This window comes from Paracoccus sp. S-4012, assembly GCF_009674885.1.
Lineage (GTDB): Bacteria > Pseudomonadota > Alphaproteobacteria > Rhodobacterales > Rhodobacteraceae > Paracoccus.
This window is the reverse complement of the sequence record NZ_WKKA01000006.1, coordinates 102,490-116,512: the sequence shown is the minus strand read 5'-3', so window position 1 is coordinate 116,512 and position 14,023 is coordinate 102,490. Positions and strand designations below refer to the sequence as shown.

At 69.1% G+C, this 14,023-nt stretch carries 11 protein-coding genes; 8 read left to right on the top strand and 3 right to left on the bottom strand.

Annotation, left to right across the window (positions count from 1 at the left end; all coding sequences use genetic code 11):
* Position 1: 1 nt before the first annotated feature.
* The gene (locus GI374_RS09990) at positions 2 to 3,370 is read right to left on the bottom strand and encodes a calcium-binding protein (RefSeq protein ID WP_154336928.1); all 3,369 of its coding nucleotides are present in this window, start codon (positions 3,368 to 3,370) and stop codon (positions 2 to 4) included.
* A 145-nt stretch (positions 3,371 to 3,515) separates the two neighbouring features.
* Here GI374_RS09990 and rimO point away from each other — a divergent pair, with 145 nt between their 5' ends.
* The 7 genes from rimO (at position 3,516) to GI374_RS09955 (ending at position 10,763) form a co-directional block, all read left to right on the top strand.
* The gene (gene rimO / locus GI374_RS09985; RefSeq protein WP_154336927.1) at positions 3,516 to 4,883 is read left to right on the top strand and encodes a 30S ribosomal protein S12 methylthiotransferase RimO; all 1,368 of its coding nucleotides are present in this window, start codon (positions 3,516 to 3,518) and stop codon (positions 4,881 to 4,883) included.
* Positions 4,880 to 5,479 (top strand): BglII/BstYI family type II restriction endonuclease, encoded by a 600-nt coding sequence (locus tag GI374_RS09980; protein ID WP_370515263.1) that lies wholly within the window; start codon positions 4,880 to 4,882, stop codon positions 5,477 to 5,479. The genes rimO and GI374_RS09980 overlap by 4 nt, the downstream gene beginning before the upstream one ends.
* Complete coding sequence (locus GI374_RS09975; RefSeq protein WP_154336926.1) at positions 5,476 to 6,114, top strand: MT-A70 family methyltransferase; 639 nt, start codon at positions 5,476 to 5,478, stop codon at positions 6,112 to 6,114. Before GI374_RS09980 ends, GI374_RS09975 begins: the two co-directional genes overlap by 4 nt.
* Complete coding sequence (locus GI374_RS09970; RefSeq protein WP_370515262.1) at positions 6,107 to 6,973, top strand: sulfotransferase; 867 nt, start codon at positions 6,107 to 6,109, stop codon at positions 6,971 to 6,973. Before GI374_RS09975 ends, GI374_RS09970 begins: the two co-directional genes overlap by 8 nt.
* A gap of 79 nt (positions 6,974 to 7,052) precedes the next feature.
* Positions 7,053 to 8,267, top strand: a complete 1,215-nt coding sequence (locus tag GI374_RS09965) for a homoserine O-acetyltransferase (protein ID WP_154336925.1) — start codon at positions 7,053 to 7,055, stop codon at positions 8,265 to 8,267.
* A gap of 91 nt (positions 8,268 to 8,358) precedes the next feature.
* Positions 8,359 to 10,014 (top strand): energy-dependent translational throttle protein EttA, encoded by a 1,656-nt coding sequence (ettA, locus tag GI374_RS09960; RefSeq protein ID WP_154336924.1) that lies wholly within the window; start codon positions 8,359 to 8,361, stop codon positions 10,012 to 10,014.
* A gap of 134 nt (positions 10,015 to 10,148) precedes the next feature.
* Positions 10,149 to 10,763 (top strand): DsbA family protein, encoded by a 615-nt coding sequence (locus GI374_RS09955; RefSeq protein WP_154336923.1) that lies wholly within the window; start codon positions 10,149 to 10,151, stop codon positions 10,761 to 10,763.
* 11 nt (positions 10,764 to 10,774) lie between these two features.
* Here GI374_RS09955 and GI374_RS09950 read toward each other — a convergent pair whose 3' ends face one another.
* Both GI374_RS09950 and GI374_RS09945 read right to left on the bottom strand, forming a co-directional pair.
* Complete coding sequence (locus GI374_RS09950) at positions 10,775 to 10,957, bottom strand: hypothetical protein (protein ID WP_154336922.1); 183 nt, start codon at positions 10,955 to 10,957, stop codon at positions 10,775 to 10,777.
* Between the two features lie 196 nt (positions 10,958 to 11,153).
* A complete protein-coding gene (locus GI374_RS09945; RefSeq protein ID WP_154336921.1) occupies positions 11,154 to 13,076 on the bottom strand; it encodes an acyl-CoA synthetase in 1,923 nt (640 codons plus the stop codon).
* A gap of 279 nt (positions 13,077 to 13,355) precedes the next feature.
* Between GI374_RS09945 and GI374_RS09940 the strand changes: the two genes are divergently transcribed.
* The gene (locus GI374_RS09940) at positions 13,356 to 13,952 is read left to right on the top strand and encodes a CAP domain-containing protein (protein ID WP_229583051.1); all 597 of its coding nucleotides are present in this window, start codon (positions 13,356 to 13,358) and stop codon (positions 13,950 to 13,952) included.
* Positions 13,953 to 14,023: the final 71 nt, after the last annotated feature.

Here is a 14,023-nt window from a genome sequence, read left to right as displayed (position 1 = left end):
GTCAGGTGAAGATGAAGTCGGAACCATCCAGCAGTCGCATGTCGGTGTTGATGAAATAGAGATAGTCGCCCCGGAACAGCAGCAGCGTATGCGCGCCGCGCTGCTCGATCTGCAGATCGGCTAAACTGTGGGCGAGGCCGATCAGCTGGACCTGGTCGATGCCGTTCTGGAAATCGGCGATCATGTCGGTGCCACCACCCGCAGCAAAGACGAAGCGGTCCGCACCCGCCCCGCCCTGCAGCGTATCGTTGCCGAGATCACCGGTCAGCGTGTCGTTGCCCGGCCCGCCCACGAGATGGTCGTTCCCCTGGCGCCCAGCCAGCAGGTTGGGCCCGGCATTGCCGACGACAACATTGTCACCCGCGTTGCCGATACCAGTTGCGCCGGCCAGCAGGGTCAGCCGCTCGACATGGTCGGGCAAGGTAAAGGAACTCTGCGCCATCGCGTGGTCATAGCCACCGCCCGCGCGTTCCACGATCAGGTCGTCGGCATCCACGACGTAGGTGTCGTCGCCCCCGAGGCCGACCAGGGTATCGCGGCCGCCGCCGCCCGAGAGGTGGTTGGCGGATGCGTTTCCGACCAGGTAGTTGGCGGCAGCGTTGCCCCGTCCGGCGAAGGCCGTGCCGGAAAGCTCGAGCGCGTCGACATGGTCGGGCAGGACGTAGTTGCCGATCGAAAAGACCGTGTCCCAGCCGCCATTCGCCGCTTCGACGATCAGGTCGAATCCGTCGGTGAAATAGGTATCGTCCCCGCCGCCGCCGATCAGGGTGTCGAAAGCGCCGAGGCCCAGGAGCGTGTCGGCGCCTGGCCCTCCGGTCAGACGATTGGGCAGATCGTTGCCGCGGAGAAGCGCCCCCGCCGCTCCGGTCAGGACCAGATGCTCGACATGCGCGGGAAGGGTGAAACTGCCGGGGCTGTGGACCGTGTCGATGCCGGCGCCGGGTGCCTCGAAGATCGTGTCGGGCCCCTCGACGATGTAGAGGTCGTCGCCGAGGCCCCCCGACATCGTGTCGGCCCCCGCCCCGCCCGCGAGCGTGTTGGCCGCGTCGTTGCCCATCAGCCAGTCGTCCCCCTCGCGGCCATAGGCCGCGATGGGGTTGGTGCCGCCGAGCATCAGGATCTCGACATGCGGCATGATGGTCGCCGTGACGGGGGACCACATCACGTCGCGGCCGCCGCCCGCGACCTCGACGATCGTGTCGAGACCATCGGTGATATAGAAATCGTCGCCCGCTCCGCCCATCAGCGTGTCCGCGCCGCCGCCGCCGGTCAGCTGGTTGCGGCCGGCGTTGCCGACGATGACGTTGTCGAGGTCGTTCCCGGTGCCGTCGATATCGGCCGCGCCGCTGAGATGCAGCGCCTCGACATGCTGGGGCAACTCGTAGGTGGCGGTGCTGAAGACGGTGTCATAGCCCCCGCCGGCCGCCTCGATCACCAGGTCCTCGCCGTCGACGATGTAGATGTCGTCGCCGGCGCCGCCGACCAGCGTGTCGCTGCCGCCATAGCCGTCGATCACGTTGGCGCCGGGCGTGCCGGTGATGTGGTTGTTGCCCCGGTTGCCGCGGGCGTGGCCGTCGCCCCCGCCCAGCAGCACCAGAACCTCGATCCAGTCGCCGAGCGCGTAGGAGCCTGCGGCCCTGACCGTGTCCTCGCCGCCGCCCTCCAGCTCGATCACGGTGTCGTCGGTGCCGACCAGATAGAGGTCGTCGCCGCCGCCGCCGATCAGGACATCGGCGCCCTCGCCCGCCTCCAGCGTGTCGTTGCCGGCGCCGCTCTCCAGCCGGTTGTCGAGGGCGTTGCCCGCCAGCCGGACCCCGAAACCCGCCGCGGAGATGGCGTTCTCGACATGGTCCGGCAGCGTCAGCGAGCCGTTGAACAGGATCGTGTCGATCCCGCCCCCGGCCTCCTCGATCACGGTATCGAGGGCGTCGATGACATAGGTGTCGTTGCCGCGGCCGCCGATCAGCGTGTCGGCGCCCTTCCCGCCGGTCAGCACATTGGCCCAGTCGTTGCCGGCGATGCGGTTGGCGAGGTCGTTGCCCGTGGCGTCGATCGGGCCGGGGCCGATGATGACGATGTTCTCGACATGATCGGGCAGCGCCATCGACTCGCGGATCAGCAGCGTGTCGATGCCGCCGCCCGCAAGCTCGATGATGAGATCGCCGGGCCGGGCGTCGTAGGTGTCGTCGCCCTTGCCGCCGATCAGCGTGTCGCGCCCGCCGCCGCCCGAGAGGACGTTGGCCGCGTCGTTGCCGACAATACGGTTGTTGCCTGCGTTGCCGGTGCCGTTGATGGCAGCCGTACCGATCAGTTCCAGATGTTCGACCCCGGCCCAGAGGACGGCCGAGACGGAGCTTTGCAGCGTGTCCTCGCCGCCGCCGTCCCATTCCACGATCACGTCGTCGGGCCCGTGCGAGACATAGAGGTCGCCTCCCGCGCCGCCGATCAGGGTGCTGCGGCCCACCTCACTGACGAGCGTGTCGTTGCCAGCGCCCGCGTCGAGCCGGCCGCCCCCGGCCCGGCTGACGAGGAGGTTGTCGCCTGCGTTGCCGGTGCCGCTGAGCCCCGCGACGGTGAGGACCAGCGCCTCGACATGATCGGGCAGCGCATAGTCCACCGTGGTCAGGATCGTGTCGAAGCCCTGCCCCGCCGCCTCAATCACCAGGTCGGCGGCGGAGTCGACGTAATAGACGTCGTCGCCGCCGAGACCGATCAGCGTGTCGTCGCCCTTGTGGCCGTCGAGGTGGTTCGCGGCGTCCGTCCCCGTCAGCAGATCGGTGCCCCAGCCGCCGATCAGATGCTCGACCCCGATCAGCGTGTCGCGGCCCAGGCCGGTGACCTGCCCGTCGGTGATGCGGAGGTCGACGACATAGTTGCCGCCGCCCCAGAGGCGCACGGTATCTTCGCCGTCGCCGCCGATCAGCAGGTCGTTGCCCGCGTCGTTCATCAGCAGGTCGTCACCGGCGCCGCCGTCAAGGCTGTCGTTCCCGGTGCCGCCGCGCAGCGTGTCCCCCGCGGCGCTGCCGGTCAGGCGGTCGTGGCCGGCGTCGCCGTTGAGCGATGCGCCGGCGGCCCGTGCAGGATCGGCTCCCCTGGCCAGCTTGGCGGTGAGGACATCCGCCCCGCCGCCGCCGCGCAGGTCGGCGGCAGGCCCGGCAAGCGTCCATTCGATCGCCACCGCGGCCGAGAGGCTGGACGCATCGACGATGCCGATGCCGGTCGCGGGTCCCTTGATCGGGACGGTCCCGCTGTTCGTGTCGCGGACCTCTGCCGCCCCCGCCCCGCCGGTGATCCGCACCGGGGCCGTGCCCCCCGGCGCAGCATCTCCTGAGATCGTCAGGACGCCGTTCGTCGATATGGCCGTCAGCACCGGGTCGTCACCTCGATCCGCCTGCTTTCGGCACCCCCGCGCCCATCAAGCATGACCCGCCCGATTCCGGCAAACCGCAAGTCCCGCGCATTTGAACGATCCCGCGCCCTTTCGGCCGCCCGCCGGCGCCGCTATATGGCGCGCGATGAGCCTCAACCCGCCCGACCTGCGCCCCGACCGCGCCCGCGCCGCGCTGCCCGAGCCCGAGGCTCGCCGCGGCCAGCCGCGCATCGGCATGGTCAGCCTCGGCTGCCCCAAGGCCCTCGTGGACAGCGAGCGCATCCTCACCCGCCTGCGCGCCGAGGGCTATGCCATCAGCCCCGACTACGCGGGCGCCGAGGCGGTGATCGTCAACACCTGCGGCTTCCTCGACAGCGCCAAGGCCGAGAGCCTCGAGGCGATCGGCGAGGCGCTGGCTGCCAACGGCCGGGTGATCGTCACCGGCTGCCTCGGTGCCGAGCCCGACTACATCACCGGCGCGCACCCCTCGGTGCTGGCGGTGACGGGGCCGCATCAATACGAGCAGGTGCTGGACGCCGTGCACGCCGCGGTGCCGCCGTCGCCGGACCCGTTCGTGGACCTGCTGCCCGCCTCCGGCGTGCGCCTGACGCCGCGTCACTTCGCCTATCTGAAGATCTCCGAGGGCTGCAACCACGCCTGCCGCTTCTGCATCATCCCCGACATGCGCGGGAAGCTGATGAGCCGCCCGGCCCATGCGGTCGTGCGCGAGGCCGAGCGGCTGGTCGAGGCCGGAGTGCGCGAGCTTCTGGTCATCAGCCAGGACACCTCCGCCTACGGCCTCGACCTGCGCCATGGCGAGGAGCGCGGCCACCGCGCCCATATCACCGACCTCGCCCGCGATCTGGGACAACTCGGCGCGTGGGTGCGGTTGCACTACGTCTATCCCTACCCCCATGTCCGCCAGCTGATCCCGCTGATGGCGGAGGGGCTGGTCCTGCCCTATCTCGACGTGCCCTTCCAGCACGCGCACCCTGCGGTGCTGAAGCGCATGGCCCGCCCGGCCGCCGCCTCGAAGACGCTGGACGAGATCGCCGCATGGCGGCGCGACTGCCCCGATCTGGCGATCCGCTCGACCTTTATCGTGGGCTTTCCGGGCGAGACCGAGGCCGAGTTCCAGACGCTGCTCGACTGGCTGGAGGAGGCGCAACTCGATCGCGTGGGCTGCTTCCAGTACGAGAACGTGAAGGGCGCCCGCGCCAACGCGCTCCCGGACCATGTCGCGCCCGAGGTGAAGCAGGAGCGGTGGGAGCGCTTCATGGAGAAGGCGCAGGCCGTCAGCGCCGCGAAGCTCGCGGCGAAGGTCGGGACGCGCCAGCAGGTGATTGTGGACAGCGTGGACGCCGAGGGCGCCACCTGCCGCACCAGGGCCGACGCGCCGGAGGTGGACGGCGCGCTCTACATCGACGAAGGCTTCGAGGGGCTGGCGCCGGGGGACATCCTCGAGGTGACGGTGGAGGAAGCGGGGGAATACGATCTCTGGGGGCGGGTGTGAGCTGGCGTGACCGGCTCGCGCCCTTTGTAGCCGCGCATTACGAGGTCCACGAGTGGCGCCATGCGAGCGCCATCCTCGTCCAGGACTACCCCGAGGAATGGGACGACCTGATGGCGGTGCTGGAAGCCTTCCGCCTGCATCGGCGCTGGATCGAGGTCGGCGGCGGCAACAAGTCGAAGGTTTCGGGCTTCATCGATGGCTTTCTCGCCGCGCGCGGCTGGCGCGAGCGGCAGTTCCGCACCGCGGTGCAGATCGACGACACGCGGCTGGAAAGCCCGACGCACAAGGTTGACTGCTTCCGTAACGGGGTCGGCATCGAGATCGAGTGGAACAACAAGGACCCCTTCTATGACCGGGACCTGAACAACTTCCGCCTGCTTTTCGACCTGCGCGCACTTTCGGTTGGCGTCATCATCACCCGCTCGGACGAGCTTAGGGAAATCTTCAGCGCTCTCGGGCGATCCTCCTCCTACGGCGAATCGACTACCCACATGTCGAAGCTCCTGCCGCGGATCGAGGGCGGCGGCGGCGCCGGCTGCCCGCTGCTTGTGTTCGGCATCACGAAGGCGCTCTATGTCGAAGGGGACGAGGCATGACCACCGCATCCGACGACCTGCTCGCAACCGCCGGGGCGACGCGCTTCGGCACGGTCCTGGCCGACCCGCCGTGGCAGTTCCAGAACCGCACCGGCAAGATGGCGCCCGAGCATCGGCGGCTCTCACGCTACCCGACCATGACGCTGGCCGAGATCTGCGACCTGCCGGTGGAGGCGATCGCAGCCGAGCGCGCGCATCTCTACCTGTGGGTGCCGAACGCGCTCCTGCCCGAAGGGCTGAAGGTCATGGAGCACTGGGGCTTCACCTACAAATCGAACGTGATCTGGTACAAGATCCGCAAGGATGGCGGGCCGGACCGGCGCGGGGTCGGCTTCTACTTCCGCAACGTGACCGAGATCCTGCTCTTCGGCACCCGCGGGCGCGACGTGCGGACGCTGGCACAGGGGCGGCGGCAGGAGAACCTGCTGGCCTCGCAGAAGCGCGAGCACAGCCGCAAGCCGGACGAGCAATATGCGCTCATCGAGGGGTGCAGCTGGGGGCCGCGGCTGGAGATGTTCGCCCGCGGCCCGCGGCTCGGCTGGACCGTCTGGGGCAACCAGTCCGAGGAATACACGCCCGATTGGCCAACCTACGCCAACCACTCGCAGAGCAAGGTGGTCAAGCTGCGTGGCTGACCTCCGCTGGGACCCGGAGGGCAAGTCCCGCAAACCGCTGATCGTCGGCATCGGGGCGCAGAAGGCGGGGACCTCGTGGCTGAGCCAGATGCTGGGCCAACACCCGCAGGTCTGGACCACGCCCTTCAAGGAAATCCACTTCTTCAACCACCTCTACATTCCCGAACACCGCTACTGGATCCGCTGGCATTACCGCAACAAGCCGGCCGAGATCCGCGCCCGCTTCCAGCGTCGGGGTGGGGTCATCCCGCCGCAGATGGACAGCTATCTCGACCGCGTGGCCAATTCGCGGCACATGTATACCCGACCCTGGTATCGGTGGATCTTCCATCCGGCGCCGAAGGGCAGCTTTCCGATCGACGTGACGCCGGAATACTCGACCCTCCCCGAGGACGGCGTGCAGTTCATGGCCGAATGGCTCGACCGGGCGCGGTTCATCTACCTGATCCGCGACCCCGCCGACCGCGCCGCCTCGCAGCTTCGCATGAATCTCGCCCGCGAGAAGCGGCGGCCGAAGACGCTGGACGACTGGCTGCGGGAGGTCGAGAACCCCGTGCTGGGCGACCGCGGCGACTATGCGGCCAACCTGCCTCGCTGGCAAAAGCATGCGGGCGACCGGCTGCTGGTGCTGCCCTATGGCCGGATCAAGTCCGACCCGCGCGGGCTGCTGGCCGAGGTGGAGCGGTTCTGCGGTCTGGTGGACTGGGACTACCGCAACCCGCAGACGGTGGTCTTCGAGGGTCCGAGAGAGATCGCGCTGCCGGAGCCTGCAATGGCGGCACTGCGAGCGCGATTCGCGCCGCAATACGACTATCTGCGCGAGAGTTTCGGGCCGGCGTTCCTGGAGGCGATCCGCTGAGCCGGTTGTAAAAAGACTGGACAGGTCGCCCCGCGGCGGGCCTCATCGCAGGCGCATGACCGACCCACAGGAGCCCCGGATGCGCCTTGCCCAGATTTCCCGCCCCGCCCTTTCCCGTCTCGCCCTCGCCGCCGGTCTCGGCCTCGCCGCCGGACCCGCCCTCGCCCTCGACGAACTGGTCGAGAAGCAGAGCTTCACCCTCGCCGATTTCGTCACCGAGGGCGGCGAGACGATCCCCGAGATGACCCTCGGCTACGAGACCTACGGCACACTGAACGAGGCGAAAGACAACGCCATCCTCATCACGCATTTCTTCTCGGGCAACTCGCATGCCGCCGGGAAATATGCCGAGAACGACCCGGCGCCGGGCTACTGGGATTCGATCATCGGCCCCGGCAAGCCGATCGACACCGACAAATATTTCGTCGTCTCGGCCGACACGCCGGTGAACCTCGGGGCGAAGAACCCCAACGTCATCACCACCGGCCCCGCGACGGTCAACCCGGCCACCGGCGAGCCCTGGGGCATGGACTTCCCGATCATGACCATCGGCGATTTCGTCGAGACCCAGCACGGGCTGATGCAGCAACTCGGGATCGAGAAGTGGCACGCGGTCATGGGCGCCTCGATGGGCGGCTTGCAGGCCTATGACTGGGCCGCGCGCCATCCCGACAAGCTCGAGCGGGTGATCCCGGTCATCGCTTCGGGCTATGCCGATGCGGGGCTGATCGCCTGGCTCGACATCTGGGCCGCGCCGATCCGGCTCGATCCGAACTGGAACGGCGGCGACTACTACGGCGGCACCGCGCCCGACGCGGGCCTCGCCCAGGCGCTGAAGATCGTGACCTTCCACGCCGGCTCGCCCGAGTTCTACAATCCGACCTTCGGCCGCGACTGGACCGCCGAAGACGCCGATCCGGGCCAGTCCTGGCAGCATGAGTTCAAGGTCGTCCAGACCCTGAATGACGGCGGCGCGGCGCGGGCGGGATCGGCGGACGCGAACCACCTCCTCTACCTCGCGCGCGCCAACCAGCTCTTCGTGGCGGGTGGCACCGACGGCGACATCTTCGACGGGCTGAAGGCGATCGACGTGCCGGTGCTCATCATCCACTCGAACGAGGACGAGGTCTTTTCCGGCGACGCGGTGCGCGAGACCGCGGCCATCATCCGCTCGGACGGGACGCCGGTGCAGGTGGTCGAGCTTCAGGGCGTCATGGGCCACCTCGATGGCGTGGTGAGCATCGCGCAGGCCGGCGAGCAGATCCGCGCCTTCCTCTCCGAGCCCGAGAGCTGACCGCGACCAGGGCCGCGCCCCGGCGCGGCCCGCCTTCCGCTTCCCCGTGCGAGCGCCTAGATAGCCCGCAACCAGCGGACAGGAGCGGATCATGGCCTCGTATCAGTATGTCTACCACATGGATGGCGTCTCGAAGACCTATCCCGGCGGCAAGAAGACCTTCGAGAACATCCGCCTGAACTTCCTGCCCGGCGTGAAGATCGGCGTCGTCGGCGTGAACGGCGCGGGCAAGTCCACGCTGCTGCGGATCATGGCTGGCATCGACAAGGACTTTTCCGGCGAGGCCTGGGCCGCCAAGGGCGCGACCGTGGGCTACCTGCCGCAGGAGCCGCAGCTTGACCCGGCGCTGAATGTGCGCGGCAACGTCATGGAAGGCGTCAAGGCCAAGCAGGCCAAGCTCGACCGCTACAACGAACTGGCGATGAACTACTCGGACGAGACCGCCGAGGAGATGGCGAAGCTGCAGGACGAGATCGACGCCGAGAACCTGTGGGATCTCGACAGCCAGGTGGACGTGGCGATGGAGGCGCTGCGCTGCCCGCCGGACGATGCCGACGTGGAGACCCTCTCGGGCGGCGAACGGCGGCGGGTCGCGCTCTGCAAGCTGCTGCTGGAAGCGCCCGACATGCTGCTGCTGGACGAGCCCACGAACCACCTCGACGCCGAGACTATCGCCTGGCTGCAGAAGCACCTGATCGAATATCCCGGCACGATCCTGATCGTGACCCACGACCGCTACTTCCTCGACGACATCACCGGCTGGATCCTCGAACTCGACCGCGGCCGCGGCATTCCCTACGAGGGCAACTATTCCGCCTGGCTGGAGCAGAAGGCGAAACGGCTGGAGCAGGAGGCGCGCGAGGACAAGGCGCGGCAGAAATCGCTGGAGCGCGAGCTGGAATGGATTCGCGCCGGGGCGAAGGCGCGGCAGGCCAAGCAGAAGGCCCGGATCAACGCCTATAACGAGATGGCCGCGAAATCCGAACGCGAGAAGGTCGGCAGCGCCCAGATCATCGTCCCGAACGGCCCCCGCCTCGGTGGCCGGGTGATCGAGGTGAAGGGCCTGGCGAAAGCCTTCGGCGACAAGCTGCTGATCGAAGGGCTCGATTTCAGCCTGCCACCCGGCGGCATCGTCGGCGTGATCGGCCCGAACGGCGCCGGCAAATCGACGCTGTTCCGCATGCTGACCGGGCAGGAAGAGCCCGACGCGGGCGAGATCCTCTTCGGCGACACGGTGCAACTGTCCTACGTCGACCAGTCCCGCGACGCGCTGAACCCGTCGAAAACGGTGTGGGAGGAAATCTCCGGCGGGGCCGAGGTGATCCAGCTCGGCGACGCGCAGATGAACAGCCGCGCCTATGCCGGGGCGTTCAACTTCAAGGGCGGCGACCAGCAGAAGAAGGTGGGCCTGCTCTCGGGCGGCGAGCGCAACCGCGTCCACATGGCGAAGCTGCTGAAATCCGGCGGCAACGTGCTGCTGCTGGACGAGCCGACCAACGACCTCGACGTCGAGACGCTGCAGGCGCTGGAAGCCGCGCTGGAGGATTTCGCCGGCTGCGCGGTCATCATCTCGCACGACCGCTTCTTTCTCGATCGGCTCTGCACGCATATCCTCGCATTTGAGGGCGATGCGCATGTGGAGTGGTTCGAGGGGAACTTCGAGGCGTATGAGGCGGACAAGGTGCGGCGCCTAGGGCCGGACAGCATCGAGCCGAAGCGGGTGAAGTACAAGAAATTCACGCGCTGAGGCGGGGCAAATGGGATCGTCGGACATCGCCGCGGTCTCGCCGCCGGCACTCGCCCGCACCACCCACCCCATCGTGACTGGCCCGCCCCCACGCGGCCCCTTACCCATGGCCCATCCGACCGGAAAGGACCGCCATGCCGACCCGCCGCCATGCCCTCGCCCTCGGTGCCGCCTTCATCGCCCTGCCGGCCCTCGGCCTCGCACGGGACAACCCGATGCCCGAGGCGCTGCGGGAGGCGCTCGAGCGCGACCCGAACGCGCCGGTCCTCGGCAATCCCGAGGGCGACATCACGCTCACGCAGTTCTTCGACTACAACTGCCCCTTCTGCCGCCAGCTCATGCCCGAGATCCCGCGGTTGATCGCGGCCGATCCGGGCCTCAGGATCGTGTTCCGTGAGTGGCCGGTCTTCGGCGAGGGGTCGGAGTTTGCGGCGCGGGCGGCCCTCGCCACGCTCGACCAGGGGAAATACTGGCCGATGCATGCCGGGCTGATGGGGCTGAAGAACCGCGCGGCGGAGCCCACGGTGCTGCGGGTGGCCGAGGCGCAGGGGATCGACTTGGGGCGGATGCGCACCGAGATGGAGGCCGAGCGGGTCGCGGCCCATATCGCGCGCTCGCATGAACTGGCCGACCACATGGGGCTGGTCGGGACGCCCACGCTGATCGCGGGCGACGAAGGGCATTTCGGCCGTGCCAGCCTGGAGGAGCTTCAGGCCATGATCGCCCGTGCCCGCGAGACGCTGGGCTGAGGCCGGCCGCCTCAGGAGGTCAGCTGCCGCCCCTTGGAGCCGCAGTCATGGCCGCCCGAGGGCAGGACCACCGGCGGTGTCGTGTCGGTCGGCGCGGCGACGGGCGGGGTGGGCGCAGGCGTCGGCGCGGTCTGGGCCGCGACGCTGCCGGCGGCGGCGATCGCCAGCACGGCCGCAAGGATCGGGAGCTTCATGGGAGCACCTCCGTTCGGTGCGGCGCGCTGCCGCACCCGGAAGCATGAGGCCGACTCGGTCGGGCTGGCAAGCGTCCTGACCGGGAACGCGGCCGCTACCGGGGCATTGCCACCCCGAAGCAACCGCGAAAGGACATCACATGAAGGGCGCCCTTGCCTGGCTCATCGGCATCCCGATCCCGATCATCATCATCCTCTACCTTCTCGACGTCTTCTGATCCGCGGGCCCGGCGGCGTCCTCCATCAATTCCCAGTGCAGCGCGAACTCGCCGAGCTTGCGGCGCAGCGCCTCCGGGTCGGTCTTCGGGCCGGGACGGATACGGGCGACGAGGCCGCGTCTGCGGTCCTCCGTCACCTCGCCGACATCGGCACCGAGCGGTCTCAGCTCCGCATCCAGCACCCGCGCGATGGCGCGCGCGCGCAGCGGCTGCTTGAGGATCTTGCCGACCGCGGTCTTCGGCAGCACGTCGAGGATCTCGACATGCTTCGGCACCGCGGCGCGCTCGCTCACACGGGCACGGGCGTGCTCCAACAGTTCCTCGGGGCTGGCCTTCCCGCCATCCACCAGTTCGACATAGACGCAGGGCAGTTCGCCCGCGAAGGCGTCGGGTTGGCCCACGGCGCCGGCGAAGGCGACGGCCGGGTGGCTCATCATCGCGGCCTCGATCTCGGCCGGGTCGATGTTGTGGCCGCCGCGGATGATGAGGTCCTTGGCCCGCCCGGTGATCCACAGGTAGCCGTCGGCGTCGATCCGGCCGAGGTCGCCGGTCCGCAGGTAAATTCCCTCGGCGAACAGGTCGCGGTTCTTGTCGGCCTCGACATAGGTCGAGCCGGGCAGCACGCCGGGATTGGCCACGCAGATCTCGCCCACCTCGCCTTCGCCGCAGTCCACCGGCCCGGCATCGGTGTGGCGCAGGATGCGGACGCGGGTATGCGGGAACGGGATGCCGACCGAGCCGACCTTCTTGCGGCCGAAGGGCGGGTTGGCGCTGACGAGGCAGGTCGCCTCGGTCAGCCCGTAGCCCTCGGCGATCTCGACCCCGGTCGCTTCCTTGAAGCGGTTGTAAAGCTCGACCGGCAGCGGCGCCGAGCCCGAGATCGCGGTCTTCAGCGTGCCGACATCGGCATCCACCTTGCGCTGCATCAGCGCAGCGATGGCGGTCGGGACCGTGATGAGGAAGGTCGCCTGCCAGCGTTCGATCAACTTCCAGAAGTTGTCGAACACCCCCTCGCCGCGGTAGCCCGCTGGCGTCGGCATTACCAGATGTGCGCCCGAGCCGATGCAGGCCATCAACACCGGATAGGCGGCGAAGACGTGAAACAGCGGCAGCGGGCACATCAGCACGTCATCCGACGTGAACAGAAGCTCCGAGCCAAGCCAGCCGTTGTAGATCATCCCCGAATACTTGTGCTGCGCGACCTTCGGCAGCCCGGTGGTGCCGCCTGTGTGGAAATAGGCCGCGATGCGGTCCTGGTCCGGGTTCTCGAAGGTCAGGCGCGTGTGCTTGTGGGCCGAGGCCTCTGCCTCGAAGTCGAGCACGCGGGCGTTGTGGCGGAGCTTCACCCGCGGCCGCAGCAGCCGCGCCGCCACGCGCTTGATGCCGGAGAGATAGGGCGCGAGGTCCACCTCCAGCACGGCCTCGACATTGGGCGCCTCGGCCACCGCCTGCGCGGCCTTCTGGGCCACGTCGCTCTTGGGGAAGGCCTTGAGCGTGACCAGCACCTTGGCATTCGTCTCGCGCAGGATGCCGGCGATCTGCTCGGGTTCGAGCAACGGGTTGATCGGGTTGACGATGCCCGCCGTCGCGCCCGCGACCAGCACGACCGCGGTCTCGAGGCAGTTCGGCAGCAGATAGGCCACGACATCATCCGGCCCGACGCCGAGGTCGCGGAAGAGGTTGGCGGTCTCGGTGACGCGCTGATGGAACTCGTCCCAGGTGAGCGTGCAGGCGCGGGAATGGGGTTTCGACAGGATCTGGAAGCTGACCGCCGGGCGGTCCGGGAAGCGGTCGCGGGTGCGGGTCAGATAGCCGTAGAGCGTCTTCGGCAGATCAAGGCTGTCCCAGGGCGCGGCCGCCTCGATGGCATCGCGATCGGCAAGGCTGTCGAATGGCGGCATCGTCCCGTGTCCCTCCGTGCGCATCCTGCGGCGAGGATGAAGCAAAAGTTCCCCGGGGGGCAAGCGCGGCTGCGGCAGGGAACGCCGCGTCGGGTTCCGCGCGTGGGGCAGGCCCATCCGATCCTCTCTGAACCCGCCGCGGACGGAATCACGCGCCGCTGGTCCGCGACCTGAGCGGCACGCCGCTGAAAGCGGCGATCCGCCCACCGCGCCTCTGGCATCTTCCGCCGCCGTCCTCCACAACCTCCGCGTGTCAAGACCGCCACGGAGCCTCCCTGCATGACCGTCCCCCGTTCGACGGCGCTGCCCCGCGCCGCAGCCGTCCTTTTCCTCGTCGCCACCCTGCCGGGCTGCCTCATGGTGGTGCCGGTCCCGGCGCCCGGCCCGGGAGCAGCCGCGTCCCCGCGCACGGCCGACAGCGTCAGCTTCGCCGAAACCGCCCCTGCGCGGGTCGCCGCCCCCTCCGGCGCCTGCGCCGGCCCGTCCGCGGCCGAGACCGCCGCCCTCGTCGCCGCGACCAACGAGGCGCGCGTGGCCCGTGGCCTCGCCAAGGTGCGGGCGCACCCCACCCTCTCGCACGCCGCGGCCGCGCATTCCTGCGACATGGCCACCCGCGGCACGCTCTCCCACGCCGGAAGCTCCACCCGCGGCCCCGGCCCGAGGCTGGCGCAGGCGGGTTACGGCTGGGCGGTCGTGGCCGAGAACATCGCCGTCGGACCCCGCTGGGACGCCGGCCAGGCGCTCGCGCAGTGGAACCTCTCGCCCGGCCACCTCGCCAACATCCTCCACCCGCAGGCGCGCGAGGTCGGCATCGGCGGGGCCTTCACCGCGGACGGGATGGGCTACTGGACCGCGGTCTACGCCGCCCCGCGCTGAGCGCTTGGCCGGACCGCCCTGCGGTCAGAGCGGGAACGCCTGCACCAGCTTCTTCATGTAAGGCCCCACGG